Here is a 17,469-nt window from a genome sequence, read left to right as displayed (position 1 = left end):
TGTTCAGGCGCTCCAAGGCTAGCAGTAGGGGAGTATAGACTTACCCCTTGTCACTCGTGTCACCCGCTTCTTCATTTTCGCGTGGGCGTCTGGGGGGCTTGGGTCCGAAGAACTGATAATAATGGCACTCCAAGCGGCCATTGTAGAGTTTTCTGCTTTTATCCCAACGACGGCCAATTAGAAGTTCTGGATGCTTGTCCGTAGTAATCATATGCAAGGACCAAGTTTCCATTTGTTTGAACATCTCTCCGAGGTCTCGATAGAGTTGTTTAACCTCTTCTTCTTCACCCAAGCGTTCCCCATATGGGGGGTTCGTGATGATATGACCATATTGAAAGCGAGAGCGGACTTCAGAGGCGGGTAGGCGTTGAAAGAAGATTTTATCCGTAAGTCCGGCATCTTCGCAATGGGCCCGGGCTAGCTGTAAGGCCTTGGGATCGATATCCGAACCATAAATGTGGAGTTCCTCATCCCGCTTATAAAGGTCCTCGGCTTCTTCACGAGCTTCTTGCCAAAACTTCTCTTTAATGGTGGGCCAAGTCTCGGCGACGAATTCACGTTTGAGGCCGGGTGCACGATTAAGGGCGATCATAGCAGCCTCGATAGGAATCGTGCCTGTGCCGCAGCAAGGATCAATTAAAGCGCGGTCGGCCTTCCAGTAGCTAAGGTTAATCATAGCTGAGGCTAAGGTTTCCTTCAAAGGGGCTTGACCTGCCAGCTTACGATAGCCGCGTTTATGTAGCCCAGCACCGGAAGTGTCGATGGTCAGGGTGGCAATGTCCTTTAACAAGGCAACCTCAATCTTGTACTTGGGACCGGTTTCCTTAAACCAACTGATGCCGTAAACCTCTTTAAGTCGTTCCACGATTGCCTTTTTGACAATGGCTTGACAATCGGAAATACTAAAAAGCTTCGATTTGATTGATTTCCCCTCTACGGGAAATTCAGCATCGATGGGCAGCCATTGCTCCCAGGGCAGGGCTTTCGTTTGTTGGAATAGCTCTTCAAAGGTCAGTGCCTTAAATTCGCCCATTTTCAAGAGTACTCGTTCTGCTGAACGCAACCAAAGATTAGTTCGACAAACTCCTAGTTCATTAGCCATAAAGGTAATTTTGCCATTTTCAACTTTCGTTTCTGTATAGCCAAGATTATGGAGCTCTCGATTCACTATAGCTTCAATGCCAAAGGCGCTTGTGGCAATTAATTCGATTTTAGCCAATCTGGTATCACCCTTCATTTTATAAATTCTTCTTCTATCATAATGACTGAAATGCAGAAAGGCAAGTCAAGCTCACTTGTTGGGTGAATTATAAAGGTAGGAATTTACTTGTCAACCTGCGCAAATCCCGATAGGATAAGCATAGAGTATTGCGTGTGAAAAGGAGGAAAAACACAGTGTCGAATAGGGAGGACGATCATAATCAGCTTCAGCAGGGGACCCAGCTTCGAGCGGCACTACTTCCTTCGTTTTGGCTTACTCAGCTTCTGCTCTTGATTCCCGGGGGTGGGCTCTTATGGCTATTCTATCTCCGAACAGGCTACTCTTTACAGGGGTTTTTCTCTTGGGATAATGCTGGGGGCATTTGGATTATTGGAACAGTAGTAGCAATTCTAGGAATGGTTATTCAACTCGTAGCTTGGCGAGTTTTTCCGGTGGATGCTTTCGATGATGGGGGAGTGAATCAACTCTTATTGGAGCTGCCATCCCCAACTCTCGGTCCCATGTTTTTGGTTGGCGCATTCTCCGAGGAACTTCTGGTCCGTGGAGTGCTCCAAACAGGGCTTAGTGCGGCATTTGGTCCCATCCAGGGAATCTTCTTCACCAGCATCTTGTTTACAGCGATGCACATACGTTACCTGAAAAAGCCGGTTCTCATGAGTGGGGTATTTCTCATCAGCTTAATTCTCTGTACGCTCTACGGATTCACTGGCACTCTTTGGGCCACCGTATGGGCTCATTTTCTCTACAATTTGGGAGCCTCCATCTTAGCCAAAAAGTACTATCTGCCCTATCTACAAACTAGCCAAACGCCTAAGAAGTAGAGTAGATTGACAAACATTCCCTCTATAAGTCCTTGCCTTGCCTAAGGTATAATAAAGAAAAGAGGTACAAGATGAGGGGGATTTAATGTTTAGTCAAATGATGCTTCCCGGACTATTGTTAGCGATCGGCTTTGCCGGATTAATATGGTGGATTTTAGAGCACTTCACCTCATTAAACCCCTCGAAAATAGATGGAATGGCAGTTGTCGGTGGATTGGCCGTGTCCTTTATTATTTCATTAAGCATGCGAGGTCTCTTGGGTCAGCCAATCCAGGTCTTTTCGGCAATTTTTATCCTTGCCTTTAGTTATCTATTTGTTCAATGGCAACAAAAGCGGAAAATTCCCCGTGATCAGCCGTGATTCGCCAGAGGATGGACTGTATGATGACAAGATGATTTGCATAAGAGGTATCCAGACATATGAAAGAAAAGAGCAAGGCAAGCCTTGCTCTTTTCAGTTTTAAAAGGGTTTTGGCAATTCAGGATGGAATAATCATTTATAGTTCGAATGATTACTTCAAGGTCCCATTTGGAACGAAGGTTGCGCAGTCAGTCATTTCAGAGGTTTTCGCATTGGGAGCTTGAACTTCGATTTCTTGGGCAAAACAGTGGTCGTTTCCCCAATAATGGCAGCTGTTAACTACACATTTGACTCCTTGAAGGTGGGAATTTATTTTGTCTACACGTCCAGGCATTAGCATATCCTCCTTTTTTTCTCAGGCATTAATTTACGCCTGAATCCACTACTTAATCTCCCACAAAGTACATTTTTTATCCGATGAAATATTTTGATTTTGATATTGAGGTGGAAGAATTTTGAGCAAGACATTACTCGTTGCCGAGAAACCCTCCCAAGCCAGAGAATATGCCAAAACCCTTGGTGTAAAGGGCAAAGGAGAAGGATATTTTGCCAATGAAGAGTACATCATTTCCTGGTGCATTGGTCATCTCTTTGAGCTGAAGTCTCCCGAGAACTATATGGATCTCAACAAGGTAGGTAAGCGTTGGGGTATCCACCGTCTACCGGTACTTCCGCAAGTGGGGGAATTTAAACACGGTTTAAAGCTCAGCACCCAAAAACAATTTAAGGTATTGGAACGTCTCCTTAAATCGAAGGAGATTGAACAGGTTATCTGTGGAACAGACGCTGATCGCGAGGGACAGCTACTTTTTCAAGAGGTTTGGGATGCGGTAGGCTGCCAGAAGCCGCTTTTCCGGCTCTGGATTTCATCCTTGACCCAGGAGGCAATCCGCGAAGGAATGGCGAAATTACGCCCCTTTCACGAAGTAGAAGGTTTAGCACAGGCAGGCTATGGACGGTCCTATGGCGATTGGGATTTCGGGATGAATTTGACGGAAGGGTTTAGCGCTCTTTTTGGTAGCTTTGATCCGGTCAGGAAGAAACCCAATGTCATCTCCATGGGTCGAGTTCAGACTCCGACTTTAGCCCTTGTGGTAGAACGAGAGTGGTCTATTCTAAACTTTGTACCTGTTTCCTATGTGGAGGTTGAAGCGGAGTTTGAAAGTATGAAGGGACTATACAAAGGAAAGTGGTTTGATCCGGCTGCGAAAAAGTCCCGCGCAAGCAAAGGCCAAGCTAAGAAGCTTGAACAAAACCAGGAGCAAGAAAAATCCTCGTTAGACTTAGCGCGAGGGAATGAGATCATCGCCATGGTTCAAGGGAAAGCAGGAAGGGTTCATTCGGTAAAAGAGAAGGAGAGCATGGAGCATCATCCTTTGCTTTTTGATCTCACCTCCTTAACAGTTGCAGCATCCAAACGCTATGGCTTTGGAGCGGAGAAGGTGCTAAAGATTGCTCAATCCCTCTATGAGAAGAAGGCGATTACTTATCCCAGAACCGATTGTAATTTCTTGCCCCCCGATCTCCTCCCTAAGCTTAAAGCTCACCTGCAAGCATTAGAGAACGGACCCTATGGACAGTGGGCCAAGAAAGCTTTAGACCTTCCTCTTCCCAAAGGAAAACGGGTCATCAATGAGATTACAGCTCACCATGCGATTATTCCTACCACGGAAAAGGTTGCCTCGAACTTAAGCCCGGATGAAGTGAAGGTTTGGGAAATGATTGTTCTGCGTTTTCTAACCATCTGGTTTCCGGCGGCCCGCTATGCAGAAAAAGAGATCATCACGATGGTGGATGATGAGTCGTTTATGACGAAAGGAAGAGTTTTACTGGAGCCAGGCTGGAAAGAGGTTGAAAGCTCAGCAAAGCATCATGCTTCATCAGGGAAGAGCAAGGACGAAAAAGAAAATGACGATCAACCGGCCGGGTTGCTCCCTAATATGCTTAAGGACGAAGAGGTTGAAACTAAAAATTGTCAGGCACTTCAGAAGGAAACCAAACCGCCGAAACGCTATACCCAAGGGGATTTGATCAAAGCCATGGAAGGAGCCGGCAAGGAGATTGAAGACGAGATGCTGCGTCAGCAACTAAAGGGTAAAGGCTTAGGAACTGTGGCCACTCGGGCAGCGATTATTGAAAATCTTTTGGATCGGGGGTATCTGATTCAGCTGCAGAAAGTCCTCGCTCCGACAGAAAAGGGTGTCGAGCTTATCGGTTTGATCAAGGAACGTTTGCCACAAGCACAATTGCTGATTAGTGCAGAAATGACCGGACAGATGGAATATGAATTGGCGCAGGTGGAACGAGGAGAAATTCCTTTAAGTCACTATATGTCAAGGGTGGAGCAGGCTATACGCAATATTATTGAAGAATTGCGTCACTTTGAATCCACCTATGGGAAAAAGCCCATTGCTTTTGGAGGAGATACAAAAAAAGGAATGCATAGTGAGACGGTAACGAACATAAAGAGTACTCAACCGGAGAATGAGCGATTAAAGGGACAGGCGGTCGAGGTTCTGGGGATTTGTCCAAGCTGCGGCGGCGGAATCGTCGAGAGGGAAAAGGGCTATGGCTGTCAGAACTGGCAAACGGGATGTCCGTTCATTGTATGGAAAAACTCTATCTGCGGAAAAGTATTGACCCCTACTCAAGTAAAGAGTCTCTTAGAAAAGGGAAAGACTCCCTTGATTAAAGGATTTCGCTCCAAGACCGGAAAAAGCTTTGCGGCCTATTTAGTTTGGGAAAACCCTTCGACTGGAAAGCTGCGCTTCGAATTTGAGAAGAAAGACGGAAGATGACAACTGTCTTGAATTTTGCTAAGATAAATTAAGATGGGAACTTGCTTTTTTCCTGAGAAGTGGAAAAAAAGCGCACCCTTCCGAATAAAATGAAGCAGGCTACCTTAGATATAGAAATGATAGGGGGAGAGAATATGGGAAGTAGCTGGGAAAGTCTCGCCGTTGCTATCGTTATCATCCTCTTATTTTATTTTGGGAAGCGTTTTGCCCCTCAATTGAAAGAAACCCAAAAAAGAATTAAAGTAAAACAGCCCAAAGATGAAAGCAAAGCCATGGCAATAATCCTATCGAAAAAGGAAAATAAAGCTAAGGCTACCCAGCCACGTCCTTCTCATTCGTCAAGCACAGTGGCCAGCCTTGTTCTGCACCCCCACACCTTTGAGCGGGCCAAAAGAGAGTATATACAATATGCGCAACGCTTTTTGGGTGCTTACGAGCTGCTCTATTTATCCTGTTATGGAAATATTGGCGGAGAAAGAAAGGTGCAGCTAATAAATAATTGGGAGGAAGGAATCCTCAGCACAGATGCTCCCAATTTTATTTTGGCGTGGAATACATGCGTTCAAAAACATTGTGGTAGGAATTTTTACGGCAGAGGGAATTCAAAAGGAAATTCTAAGGAAAAAATTGATTATGAAATGGTGGATTTGATTCTCCAAGATTGGCTTAAGCTTTTGCTCAGATGGGGACTTCATCGGGAACCCAGAGGGTATATCCAGTCTGAGTTGCAGGGAGGAGAGCCCATAGGAACTACAGAACTAAATTATTACTGGCTACTTAATGGCGAAGTTCTCGAAGAAGGGCAATTAAAGGCACAATCTTTGGGACAGTAAGCTCCGGGGTGGTAAATCAAAAGAGATGCAGTTTTTGCATCTCTTTTGATTTTTCTTGACAGGTGAGGGATCTCATAGGAAACTATAGATACTGACATAGTTTCCTATGAGGGGAGGAAGCAGATTTTGCACGATCGCATTTTAGGGAAAGCTTATGAGTTGATTCAGCGCTATGGTTTGCGCGGATTGACTATGGATGATGTGGCCAGTGAGCTAGGGATCAGTAAAAAGACGATCTATAAAATCTTTGAGTCCAAAAATCAACTGATCAGCGAACTGGTGGATACTATTGTTGAGATGGAAAAACAGACCTTTTGTGACGCAATCGCTGAGCACGTTACTTGGCTAGAGAAGTTTGAGGCAATGCTTACTATGTATACCCCGGAGGATATACCGTTTCGACTAGTGGATGAGCTTTACCGTTTCTATCCCCAAGAAAAAGACAAAATTGAAAAATTGGCGGAGTTTCGGCAAGCCATACTTTATCCACTCATTGAAGAGGGTCAGAAGGAGGGGAAGATTCGAGCGGACCTCAATCCGGTGATTATCGTAGCCATGATCCATAATCTATTTATGACTCCGGCTGATTCGAAAATGTTGGAGTCCGAAGATATTACAATTAAACAGCTTCTTGAGCAGATGAGGAAGCTCTTTTTTTATGGGATACTCAAGAATGGGGAGGACAACTAAATGTTTAGGACAAAAAGGTGGACCTTAACTTCATTTTTTCTTATTTTCATTTTTATGCTCAGCGGATGCACAAAGCAAGCCGCGGTAATCACTCCTGAAAAAGAAAAACTGATCCAAGTGCAAGAAGCAATAGAAGAAATATATCCTGTTGAATTACGCTATACAGGTCTGACATCTTCTGGGGAGGTATCGAAGTACAGCTTTAAGATTCCAGGAAAATTAAGTGAGATTGCTGTAGAAAAAGGTAGTGCTGTAAAGGCCGGACAAAGACTTGCTTCCTTGGATACCCAGGAGTATAATTTGGCACTTCAAGCCGCACAACTGGATGTCACCAAGTCAGAGAAGGCTTATCAGGAAGCTCAGGACAATTATGGGAAAATGGAACAGCTCTTTCAGGCAGGCGCCTTGCCGGAAGCTGATCTACTTAAGCTTAAGCTAGATCTTGATGTGAAAGAAGCAACCTATCAGCAAGCCAAGCTAGGCCTTCAAGCCAAACAAATACAGCTAAACGACGCTCAGCTCTATACCAATAGGGAAGGCTATGTAGTGGATATTCTCTTCCAAGAAGGTGAGATCATCGCTGCGGGCTATCCCGTGGTGGTCATTCGGTCCCCTGAACAAAAGGTTACAGTAGGTCTGTCCCAAAATGATATCCAGAAGGTTAAAGTGGGAGATGCCGTTGAAGTCACATTAGAAGGGAAAGCAGTCAAAGGAAAGGTTGAACGACTTGATGCCGTCCCTGATAATCAGACCCGCACTTATAATGCAGAGATCCTAATCACTGAGCCCTATCCCGCCGATGCTTTTTATCTAGGGGCCACCGCTGAAGTAAACTTTGCACAGGGTGAGTCTGGCGGCATCTGGGTCCCTTTGGCCTGTGTTCTTAACGATGGGGAAGATTATATCTTCGTCGTGGAAGACGAACGGGCTATCAAGAGAAATATTAAGCTCATAGATGTCCAAGGATTCAATGTACGGATAGAAGGACTAAGGAGCGGAGAGCAATATATAACCAGCGGGATGAAAACCTTAAAGGAAGGCAATAAGGTGAAGATTCAGAGTGAGGTTAGCCCCAATCTGCAAAGTGAGGTTAACTCCAATGAGCAATAAGAAGGGAATCATTTACCATATTATTAAGAATTGGCGTTTTACGATTTTCTTTACGATTATAGCTATTGCTTTGGGCTTTTACAGCTATTATTTAGTCCCCAAACAGGAGAGTCCGGATGTATCGTCTCCCTATGCAGTCATCACCACCATCTATCCCGGGGCTTCTCCTGAGGATGTGGAAAAATTAGTAACCCGGGTTATTGAAGAAGGAATCAGGGAAGTACCAGGCTACAAAACTTCTCAATCCATAACGAAAAACAGTTTGTCTGTTGTGGTGTTGGAGCTAGAGTATGATGTGGATGTGAAGGAAGCTTGGAATGAGCTAGGGCAGATTGTTGATGATGTCCAAGGGGATATTCCTGCGGAATGCTTGGACATAGAAGTGGATACTGACCTCGTGGAAACAGCAGGAATGATTATCAGCCTTTCCGGAGAAGGGTATTCCTATGAGCAATTGGCTGACTATGCTGACCAATTCAAAAGCAGGCTCGCCAAAATTGACGGGATTTCGCGTTTTACCGTGGCCGGTGTTCAAAATAAAGTGGCCAAGGTAGAAGTAATGACCAGCGAGTTAAATAAATACACTATCTCTCTTAACGAACTTGTTAGTCTAATCCAAGCCCAAAACCTGCAAATTCCCGCGGGCTCCTTAAGCGATAATAAGGTAAAGGTTAATGTCACCTCCCCGGGTCTCTTCACTTCACTGGCAGAGATAGAAAACCTGATTGTGGATATTTCCAGAGAGACAGGGGCCCCTATTCGCTTGAAGGATGTGGCAAAAGTTGCTTGGGATATTGAAGACTCCAGTTATCAGCTCCATCACAACGGGCAAAATGCGATCATGCTCAGCGGCTTCTTTGTGGAAAATCGCAATATTCTTCTCACAGGGGAAGAAATTCGGGCAGAGCTAGATCTGCTTAAAGCCGAAATGCCGGCTGGATTAGTCATTGACGAGATCGTTTACCAGCCTACGGATGTCGAGATAAGTGTAGCCAAGTTTTTTCGGAATCTCTTAGAGGGGATGGCCTTGGTTCTCATCGTCGTCTTTCTGGGAATGGGTTTTAGGAATGCTTTGGTGGCTTCCACGGCGGTTCCTCTCTCCATAATTCTTACCTTCATTGCCATGTATCTTTTGGGAATACAGCTTCATGAAATCTCCATTACCGCTTTGATTCTGGCCTTGGGAATTCTCGTGGATGATGCCATCGTGATTATCGATGCTATCCAAGTTCACATTGACCAAGGGTTAGAAAAAATGGAGGCCTGTATCAAGGGTATGAAACAGGCCGTGATTCCGGTTTTTTCTGCCACCTTAACTATTGTGGCAGCTTTTTCGCCGATGCTTTTTGTCCCCGGTCCGGCAGGGGAATTCCTAAGGTCCTTACCCCAAACTGTTATTATTTCCGTAGTAGCCTCCTTTCTGGTAGCTATTACGGTTACCCCGGTCCTAGCCTATTTGTTTTTCAATAAGCTAAAAGAAGAACGTGGTAAAAAAGCTATCCTACGCCGTTTTTATGAGTACTTCCTGAAAATTGGCATGACATATAAGAAGACTACAGTTCTTACCTCCATACTCCTCATTGCCTTAGCAGGCTATAGTGCCTTACAGCTTCATATTGAATTCTTTCCTAAGGCCGATAAAAATGTGTTTTATATTAATCTGCATTCGGAAAGTGCCTCAGATATTGGGGCTACGGCAAATCTTGCTAAGCAGGTGGAAAAAGTTCTGCAAAGCAATGAGGAAGTCATCAGCTATTCTACGGCGGTAGGGGAGGGCTTGCCTAAGTTCTATATTACTTTGCCCAAAGCTACACCCTCCAAGGACTTTGGCCAGATTATGCTGAAAGTGAATCTGGAAAGCAGTGAATTTGCTAATAATGAAGAGTTAGCTCTCCATATCCAAGAGCAGTTAGATCGGCAATTAATCGGTGGAACTGCAGATGTGTTGCTCTTGGAGAAGGCCTTTCCGGGAGCACCCTTAGAAATCAGAGTCAGTGGCGAGGATCCTTTGCAAGTTAGGGATGCCGTGGCATTAATTCGCCATGAGCTGGAGGGTATTGCCGGGTCCATGAATGTTGAGGAGGATTATGTCGCTAATGAGTATGAATTTGTGGTGGATGTAGACACAGAGCGGGCCATTTCCATGGGAATGACCAATTATGATATTCAACGGCAGATCAATATTGCCTTAAGTGGCGCGGAAGCTTCCGTATTCCGCCTTGCTGGTAATGAGTACTCGATTATTGTCAAAGGGGATATTAAGACCAAAGAAGACTTAGAGAACCTAGCCATCAAATCTTCCCTAACCGGCAATAAGGTGCTCCTGAAGCAGTTAGGGGAAATCCATCTTCAATCCACTGTGCCTACGATTAACAAGTATGATGGAGTTCGTGCTGTCACGATTTCCGGTAAAGTTCAACCGGGCTACAGTGCCGTGACCATCGAGAACACTCTAAAGCAACGGTTGGGGTCATCAGGCTTTGACTTTTCAGGGATGACTCTGAGCTATGAAGGAGAAGCCAAGGATATCAAAGATAATTTTGGTAATCTGGGGATCACAGCGATTTTTGCTCTCCTCCTGATCTACACCATCCTGATGCTTCAGTTCCGCTCCTTTTTGCAGCCGGCGATCATTTTTATTACCATTCCGTTATCCATCATCGGGGTAGCTGCGGGGTTGATTTTATTCGCCCAGCCCTTATCCTTCACCGCTTTGGTAGGGGTGGTCAGCCTCATGGGGCTAGTCATTCGGAATGCCATCTTGCTTATTGAGTTTATCAAGTTAGCTCGAGAAGAAGGAATGTCCATCGACGAGGCCTGCACCTTTGCTGTCAATCGCCGTTATCGTCCCATCATTCTAGCTGCGGTGACCACTGTTATCGGTCTTGTGCCCTTGGCCCTTTCGGGAAGTGATTTATTCACCCCCATGTCCGTGGCCTTGATGAGTGGACTCTTAGTCTCTACTCTCTTTACTTTAGTGGTGGTTCCGGTATTGTATAGTCTCCTGGTTCGGGAAGATAAAGGAGAGTTAACATCTCCCTTGGGGAGTAAAGACTTGGGGCAATCTTTATACCTAGATTCTACGTCAGTACTTCAAAAAGCATAATCAAAGCCTTGATAAATATGCGTTCCTTCGAAATTCAGCTTTCACCCATTGGGTGAAAGAAAAGTGCTCAAAAATATGTTAAATTATCAGCTTTTATGACTCGATATATGGTAAAATAATAGTAAGAAAAGTAGTAAAAAGGGGTTCTAATTATGATTAATAAAATTGATTTCAAAGCTAAGAATCTAACATCAAATGCAGGTCTTTTTCTGCTCCTTGAGAATGCAAAAAGCAATGGGATTTTTGATTTTATTGAAAATGACCTCGTATTTGATAATGACTCAACAAATAAAATCAAGATGAATCATATAAAGACCATGCTCTGCGGTCACTTCATTGGCATTGATAAGTTAGAACGTCTAAAGCTACTTCAAAATGATCCCCTCGTCAACGAGTTTGATATTTCCGTAAAAGAACCTGAAACAGTGTCACGGTTTCTAGGAAACTTCAACTTCAAGACAACCCAAATGTTTAGAGACATTAATTTTAAAGTCTTTAAAAACTGCTCACTAAAAGTAAATTGACATCCATTACGATTGATATTGATAGTAGTGTAATTAACGTAGAAGGTCATCAAGAAGGTGCGTCAAAAGGATATAATCCTAAGAAACTGGGAAACCGATGCTACAATATCCAATTTGCATTTTGCGACGAATTAAAAGCATATGTTACCGGATTTGTAAGAAGTGGCAATACTTACACTGCAAACGGTGCTGCGGAAATGATCAAAGAAATTGTTGCTAACATCAAATCAGACGATTTAGAAATTTTATTTCGAATGGATAGTGGCTACTTTGATGAAAAAATTATCGAAACGATAGAATCTCTTGGATGCAAATATTTAATTAAAGCCAAAAGTTATTCTACACTCACCTCACAAGCAACGAATTCATCAATTGTATTCGTTAAAGGAGAAGAAGGTAGAGAAACTACAGAACTGTATACAAAATTAGTTAAATGGGAAAAAGACAGAAGATTTGTCGTATCTCGCGTACTGAAACCAGAAAAAGAAAGAGCACAATTATCACTTTTAGAAGGTTCCGAATACGACTACTTTTTCTTTGTAACAAATACTACCTTGCTTTCTGAAAAAGTAGTTATATACTATGAAAAGCGTGGTAATGCTGAAAACTATATCAAAGAAGCCAAATACGACATGGCGGTGGGTCATCTCTTGCTAAAGTCATTTTGGGCGAATGAAGCCGTGTTTCAAATGATGATGCTTTCATATAACCTATTTTTGTTGTTCAAGTTTGATTCCTTGGACTCTTCAGAATACAGACAGCAAATAAAGACCTTTCGTTTGAAGTATGTATTTCTTGCAGCAAAAATAATCAAAACCGCAAGATATGTAATCATGAAGTTGTCGGAAAACTATCCGTACAAGGGAGTGTATGAAAAATGTCTGGTATAATAAGAATATCATCAATAAAATTGAGTGTTGCTCTGTGGATAACTTGCAGAGTTTATTAAGTATCATTGCAGCAAAGATGAAATCAATGATTTATCAAAAATGATTGAAAGGTGGTTGTAAATAATGTTACAATGTGTGAGAAGCAGTCTAAATTCTTCGTGAAATAGTGATTTTTGAAGCTAATAAAAAACACACGTGGAATTTAGGTTTTCTTTATAAACATAGGGGGAATTGCATGAAACGTTGCCTCATCTGCCTAGAAGAATTGGATCTGTTTCGGGGTCTGGAAAAAGAACAGATTACAAACTTGTGTCAATGTACAAATAAAAAACGGCTGTCCAAAGGACACTATCTTTTTTATCAAGGGGATATTACAAGTACTATATTTCTTGTGAAATCAGGAAAACTTAAACTTGTGCAAAGTGCTGAAGATGGACATGAAACAATTCTGGATATCTGTGGTCCCGGTGAGGTACTAGGTGAGTTGTCGCTATATCAAGAACAAAAGGAATGTTCTAGCGCGTTAGCCATGGAAGAGGCTTGCATCTGTTGCTTTAGTAAAATGCAATTTGAAATGTTAATTAAGAAAGATCCTTCTTTTGCCTTAAGGATAATTGATTACCTTGGGCAAAAGCGTTATGCCAATATGAATTCAGATAAGGAAACTAGACGAACTGTAAAAGAAAGATTATTAGGTCTATTTTATAACCTTGCCAACCAATATGGGAAAAAGCTGCCAAACGCGACAATGATCGATTTAATAATTACGCAGCAGGAATTAGCTGATATGATTGGTTCTTCACGGGTAATGGTCATTCAGGCCCTTAATGAGTTAAAAGAAGCCAAAATAGTCGACCGCACTAACAGATATTACATATTAAAAGATGACCCTTGTCTTAGTACGCACATATTTAAATAATAGGGTCAAGCAGCTACTTCTCTGATTTTTAGGTATGGAAATTCAACTTTTCAAATTTTTTTATTAATTGTTAAATACTTAACAGTATTAGAAACATAAATCACCTTATAATAAATCATAATTATATTCTAGGAGGGATTTTCTTTGATAGCTTTAGGTCCTATAGAAATAATGAATCATACTCCCTGGCATTTTCTGGCTGCATGTGTGCTCCTGGTCTTATTTTTTATCGCTACTTTTAGTGATGACCAAAACCTAAAAACAAAACTCCGTAAAATCATGTATGTTGTCTTTGGCTTCGCAGTATTAACAGGATGCTATGTTTGGACACTTGTTGATTTTAGCCTTCCATTGTTAATCAAGAGCATTGGAGGTTTCGCACTCTTTTGGGTGATGATCCAACTCACAAAGAACCGATTCAATAAACTTTATTGGGGGTTATTTATTTTAATTGCCGCTGTAGGTTTGACATTGGCTTTCGTCTACATTTAATTGAATTAATTAACCTGTTATAAGACTAATTATCCGAAACAATATCAGGCCGCTTCTAACGGAGTAAAGGGTTGAACAAAGGGAAATACAAACGCTGTCAAGTAGTAAAATATACTATAGAAATTGATTAAAATGGGGGGCTGTAACGAAACTTAGCCCCAAGCGAAAGACGTCAATTATGGCGTCTATTCTTTTTGGGGTGTTGCAGGGTTGCATAGATTTTCCGTTATAGGAAAATTCGGAGGAAGTTTTGATTCATCTTACGGTTCTATTCTTCTTCCCCTGCTGCTAGCAAAGCAGCGCTTTCTTCAATAGGCAGGGTTTGGACATCCTTTAGCTTGCGACCGATGGACCGCGACTTACGAGTCGCGGTTTCTATTGTATTGCTGGCTTCTTGGAGTTTTTTCTGAGTTTTTTCAAGGATCTCGGTAAACTTACCGAACTCAGTTTTTACGGCACTGAGGAGGTTCCAGACTTCGCTGGAGCGTTTTTCGATGGCCAGAGTTCTAAAGCCCATTTGGAGACTGTTGAGTAGGGCGGCTAAAGTCGTCGGACCGGCAATCACGACTTTATAGTCTCTCTGCAGCATTTCACAGAGGCCGGGACGACGAAGAACTTCTGCATAGAGCCCCTCAATGGGGAGGAAGAGAATACCGAAATCCGTGGTGTTCGGCGGGTCGATATATTTCTCGTGTATGGATTTGGCTTCGGTTTTAATACGGTATTCTAAGGCCTTTTCAGCTTCGGCAATACGAGGAAGATCACATTGCTCTTGGGCATCAAGTAAACGGTCATAGTCTTCGATAGGGAATTTCGCATCGATAGGAAGATAGATAAGACGATTCTCACCATCCTTAGCCGGGATATTGATGGCAAACTCTACACGATCCTTGCTCCCGACCTTGGTAGCCACATTTGTGGAATATTGGTCGGCGGTGAGGATTTGTTCGAGTAATGTACCTAATTGAACTTCACCCCAGGTTCCCCGAGTTTTCACATTGGTTAAGACCTTTTTTAAATCCCCGACACCTGAAGCCAGTGTTTGCATTTCGCCGAGCCCTCTATGAACTTGTTCCAGACGATCGCTTACCATCTTAAAGGATTCGCCAAGCCGTTGTTCCAGAGTAGAGGTAAGCTTTTCGTCGACGGTGATCCGCATGAGCTCAAGCTTCTGGGCATTATCTTGCTGAATAAGGAGGAGTCGTTCTTCAAGGGTTTTACGCATCAGCTCAAGCTTCTGCTCAGTGGTCTGGGAGAGGGTATTCATTTGTTTGGCGAAGATATCCAGTTGGCTACGTTGAAGGGTAGCAATCTCTGACATCTGAGTCAACTGGGAGTCGTTGAAGCGTTTCAAGGATTGGCTCATTTCCTCTCTGCCTTGTCGGGAGAGGGAGCGGCTTTCCTCCCGGTTCCGCGCTAATTCTTCTTGGGAGAGACGCTCCTGACGTTCCAGGCCTTTTTCCAAGTGAGTCATTTGATTTTCTAAGTGCGTCAGCTTTGCTTCAATGCTTTGCGAAAACTGCTGAAAATTATTTTTTTGCAGTTTTGCTGTCTGAATTAAGAGTAGGATAAGTAAAAGGATGGCAAGTGCGGACAGAGCGCCATTCACGATAGGCAAAAAATCCATTGACTGATTCCCTCCAGATAATTAGGCCAGTAGGCCCTTCTTCGCTAAGACTATTTAATTTTACCATAATTAGCTGACGTTTTTATGAACGGCTTGCACCTCTGACCAAATTTGATTAAAATAGAGGTTGAATACTATTTAATTACGTGTTTTGGAGGGTTTGTGAGCAATGAGTCAGATTGAAACAAAAGAATTTCAAACAGAAATTAGGCAGCTACTTGATATTGTAATTAACTCCCTTTATACAGATCGTGAGATATTTCTGCGCGAGTTAGTATCCAATGCTGCCGATGCTTCCGAAAAGCTGAGGTATATTCAACTTACTGGGCAGGAGATTCAGGACAAGGATCTACCTTTGGAAATTCGGATTACTCCCGATGAGAATGCCTTTACCCTAACCATTGCTGATTCCGGCATGGGTATGACGAAAGACGATTTAATCGAAAACTTAGGGACGATTGCCCATTCGGGATCGAAAGCCTTCGTGCAGCGTTTAGCTGAAGCGGGGGATAACAAGGATGTAAACTTAATTGGTCAGTTCGGGGTCGGCTTTTATTCGGCCTTTATGGTTGCGGATAAAGTAGCTTTGACGACTCGATCCTATCAACCGGAGGCTCTGGGTTACCGCTGGGAATCGGATGGAAGAGGGGATTACAGCATTTCTGAGGAAGAGGACCTCCCTCGGGGAACTCATATTACCCTTTATCTCAAGGAAGATGCCCATGATTTTGCTAAGGCTGACACAGTGAAGCGCATCATTAAGCAGTATTCTAGCTTTGTGCCCTATCCCGTCTTTGTGAACGATGAAAAGATTAATACGGTCCAAGCTTTGTGGACCAAGAATAAAAATGAAGTCTCCGAAGAGGAGTATACGGAATTCTATAAATACGTTGCTAACGCCTTTGATGAGCCTTTGCTGAAAATGCATTTTTCCTCAGATGCTCCCATTAATATCAATACCTTGCTTTTCGTGCCCAGTTCAAATATGGAGAAATTCGGCTTTGGACGGATGGATACTGGTATTAATTTGTATTGCAAGAAGGTTCTCATTCAAGAAAAGGCTAAAGATATTCTCCCGGAATGGTTGCGTTTTGTGCGTGGGGTCATTGATAGCGAGGAGCTTCCCTTGAACATCTCCCGCGAAACGATGCAAGACAGCGCTTTAGTAGCCAAGCTAAATAAAGTAGTGACCAGCCGTTTTCTGAAATTCTTAGATGAACAGGCTAAGAACGAACCGGAGAAATTCAAGACATTCTGGAGTGAGTTCAGCATTTTCCTTAAGGAGGGTGCTGCCAATGATTTCACCCATCGCCAAGAGATTATGAAGCTCCTGCGTTATGAATCCTCAAAGACGGGGGAAGGCGAATTGATTTCTTTAGGGGATTACGTGAGTCGGATGAAGGAAGGTCAAGAGTTGATCTACTTTATCAATGGACCAACGCGCGAGATTATTGAGAAGGGTCCCTATTTGGAAGTATTTAAAGACAAGGATTATGAAGTCATTTATACCTATGAAGGCATTGATGACTATGTCTTTGATATGATTCGTGAATATGAAGGGAAACGCTTAATTTCTGCAGACCAAGAGGATTTGAAGCTGGTAGATACGGACAACGCGGAGGGAGATAAACTCATATCCGAAGAGGAACTGAACGAATTCAGTGTCTGGCTTAAAGAAGTACTCGGGGCCAAGGTCACAGAAGTTCGTGAGTCCAAACGGTTGGTGGATAGTCCGGCGATTATCCTCAGTCATTATGGAACCCATAGCATGCAGCGGATGATGCAGATGATGAATCGCGATCTTCACGACGTACCGGCTGGAATATTGGAGATTAACCCTAAACATGGCTTGATTCAACGTTTGAACGAATTGAGAAAGCAGGAAGATTCTTTTGCTCCACTAGCCGCGGAACAGCTTTTTGCTAATGCTCAGATTGCAGCGGGAATCATTGTCGATCCTAGGAGTATGGTTAATCGGCTGAATGAAATTTTGGAGAAAGCTTTGAATTAAGAGTAGTAAAGTACCATGGAAACCCTATACAGTACCATATAAACGAAAAATAGCCAGGGGGCAGA

General features: G+C 43.1%; 13 protein-coding genes and 1 pseudogene. 11 read left to right on the top strand and 3 right to left on the bottom strand.

Annotated features, from left to right (window positions below):
* Window positions 1-40 precede the first annotated feature (40 nt).
* On the bottom strand, window positions 41-1,219 hold the full coding sequence (locus DESDI_RS10825) for a THUMP domain-containing class I SAM-dependent RNA methyltransferase (protein WP_041219917.1): 1,179 nt from the start codon (window positions 1,217-1,219) through the stop codon (window positions 41-43).
* Between the two features lie 176 nt (window positions 1,220-1,395).
* Between DESDI_RS10825 and DESDI_RS10820 the strand changes: the two genes are divergently transcribed.
* Both DESDI_RS10820 and DESDI_RS10815 read left to right on the top strand, forming a co-directional pair.
* A complete protein-coding gene (locus DESDI_RS10820; protein ID WP_015262651.1) occupies window positions 1,396-2,043 on the top strand; it encodes a CPBP family intramembrane glutamic endopeptidase in 648 nt (215 codons plus the stop codon).
* Window positions 2,044-2,128: 85 nt separating this feature from the next.
* Complete coding sequence (locus DESDI_RS10815) at window positions 2,129-2,404, top strand: hypothetical protein (RefSeq protein WP_015262650.1); 276 nt, start codon at window positions 2,129-2,131, stop codon at window positions 2,402-2,404.
* 151 nt (window positions 2,405-2,555) lie between these two features.
* Here DESDI_RS10815 and DESDI_RS10810 read toward each other — a convergent pair whose 3' ends face one another.
* Window positions 2,556-2,738, bottom strand: coding sequence for a DUF1540 domain-containing protein (locus DESDI_RS10810; RefSeq protein ID WP_015262648.1), 183 nt, complete (start codon window positions 2,736-2,738; stop codon window positions 2,556-2,558).
* A 121-nt stretch (window positions 2,739-2,859) separates the two neighbouring features.
* Here DESDI_RS10810 and DESDI_RS10805 point away from each other — a divergent pair, with 121 nt between their 5' ends.
* The 8 genes and pseudogenes from DESDI_RS10805 to DESDI_RS10770 all read left to right on the top strand — a co-directional run bounded on the left by DESDI_RS10805 (window position 2,860) and on the right by DESDI_RS10770 (window position 13,766).
* The gene (locus tag DESDI_RS10805; RefSeq protein WP_015262647.1) at window positions 2,860-5,202 is read left to right on the top strand and encodes a type IA DNA topoisomerase; all 2,343 of its coding nucleotides are present in this window, start codon (window positions 2,860-2,862) and stop codon (window positions 5,200-5,202) included.
* A 134-nt stretch (window positions 5,203-5,336) separates the two neighbouring features.
* Entirely contained in the window at window positions 5,337-6,035 is a 699-nt protein-coding gene (locus tag DESDI_RS10800) for a hypothetical protein (RefSeq protein ID WP_015262646.1), read from the top strand.
* 126 nt (window positions 6,036-6,161) lie between these two features.
* A complete protein-coding gene (locus DESDI_RS10795; protein WP_015262645.1) occupies window positions 6,162-6,725 on the top strand; it encodes a TetR/AcrR family transcriptional regulator in 564 nt (187 codons plus the stop codon).
* A complete protein-coding gene (locus DESDI_RS10790; RefSeq protein WP_015262644.1) occupies window positions 6,726-7,835 on the top strand; it encodes an efflux RND transporter periplasmic adaptor subunit in 1,110 nt (369 codons plus the stop codon).
* Window positions 7,825-10,941, top strand: a complete 3,117-nt coding sequence (locus tag DESDI_RS10785; RefSeq protein ID WP_015262643.1) for an efflux RND transporter permease subunit — start codon at window positions 7,825-7,827, stop codon at window positions 10,939-10,941. Before DESDI_RS10790 ends, DESDI_RS10785 begins: the two co-directional genes overlap by 11 nt.
* Before the next feature lie 152 nt (window positions 10,942-11,093).
* Window positions 11,094-12,355, top strand: a pseudogene (locus DESDI_RS10780) (IS1380-like element ISEcp1 family transposase).
* 235 nt (window positions 12,356-12,590) lie between these two features.
* The gene (locus DESDI_RS10775) at window positions 12,591-13,274 is read left to right on the top strand and encodes a Crp/Fnr family transcriptional regulator (protein ID WP_015262316.1); all 684 of its coding nucleotides are present in this window, start codon (window positions 12,591-12,593) and stop codon (window positions 13,272-13,274) included.
* Window positions 13,275-13,418: 144 nt separating this feature from the next.
* A complete protein-coding gene (locus tag DESDI_RS10770; protein ID WP_015262315.1) occupies window positions 13,419-13,766 on the top strand; it encodes a hypothetical protein in 348 nt (115 codons plus the stop codon).
* A 268-nt stretch (window positions 13,767-14,034) separates the two neighbouring features.
* On the opposite strand, the gene DESDI_RS10765 is transcribed toward DESDI_RS10770, so the two are convergent.
* The gene (locus DESDI_RS10765) at window positions 14,035-15,393 is read right to left on the bottom strand and encodes a DNA recombination protein RmuC (RefSeq protein ID WP_015262642.1); all 1,359 of its coding nucleotides are present in this window, start codon (window positions 15,391-15,393) and stop codon (window positions 14,035-14,037) included.
* A gap of 169 nt (window positions 15,394-15,562) precedes the next feature.
* On the opposite strand from DESDI_RS10765, the gene htpG reads away from it, so the two are divergent.
* On the top strand, window positions 15,563-17,404 hold the full coding sequence (gene htpG / locus DESDI_RS10760) for a molecular chaperone HtpG (protein ID WP_015262641.1): 1,842 nt from the start codon (window positions 15,563-15,565) through the stop codon (window positions 17,402-17,404).
* Window positions 17,405-17,469 lie beyond the last annotated feature (65 nt).

The sequence above is a fragment of the Desulfitobacterium dichloroeliminans LMG P-21439 genome (assembly GCF_000243135.2).
GTDB classification, from domain to species: Bacteria; Bacillota; Desulfitobacteriia; order Desulfitobacteriales; family Desulfitobacteriaceae; genus Desulfitobacterium; species Desulfitobacterium dichloroeliminans.
The sequence above is the reverse complement of the archived record's forward strand: the minus strand, read 5'-3'. Positions and strand labels throughout refer to the sequence as shown.

Excerpts from the sequence above, each read along its gene's own strand:
- DESDI_RS10810 (WP_015262648.1), bottom strand. The coding sequence starts at position 2,738 with ATGCCTGGACGTGTAGACAAAATAAATTCCCACCTTCAAGGAGTCAAA.
- DESDI_RS10785 (WP_015262643.1), top strand. The coding sequence starts at position 7,825 with ATGAGCAATAAGAAGGGAATCATTTACCATATTATTAAGAATTGGCGT.
- DESDI_RS10765 (WP_015262642.1), bottom strand. The coding sequence starts at position 15,393 with ATGGATTTTTTGCCTATCGTGAATGGCGCTCTGTCCGCACTTGCCATC.
- htpG (WP_015262641.1), top strand. The coding sequence starts at position 15,563 with ATGAGTCAGATTGAAACAAAAGAATTTCAAACAGAAATTAGGCAGCTA.
- DESDI_RS10790 (WP_015262644.1), top strand. The coding sequence starts at position 6,726 with ATGTTTAGGACAAAAAGGTGGACCTTAACTTCATTTTTTCTTATTTTC.
- DESDI_RS10775 (WP_015262316.1), top strand. The coding sequence starts at position 12,591 with ATGAAACGTTGCCTCATCTGCCTAGAAGAATTGGATCTGTTTCGGGGT.
- DESDI_RS10815 (WP_015262650.1), top strand. The coding sequence starts at position 2,129 with ATGTTTAGTCAAATGATGCTTCCCGGACTATTGTTAGCGATCGGCTTT.
- DESDI_RS10800 (WP_015262646.1), top strand. The coding sequence starts at position 5,337 with ATGGGAAGTAGCTGGGAAAGTCTCGCCGTTGCTATCGTTATCATCCTC.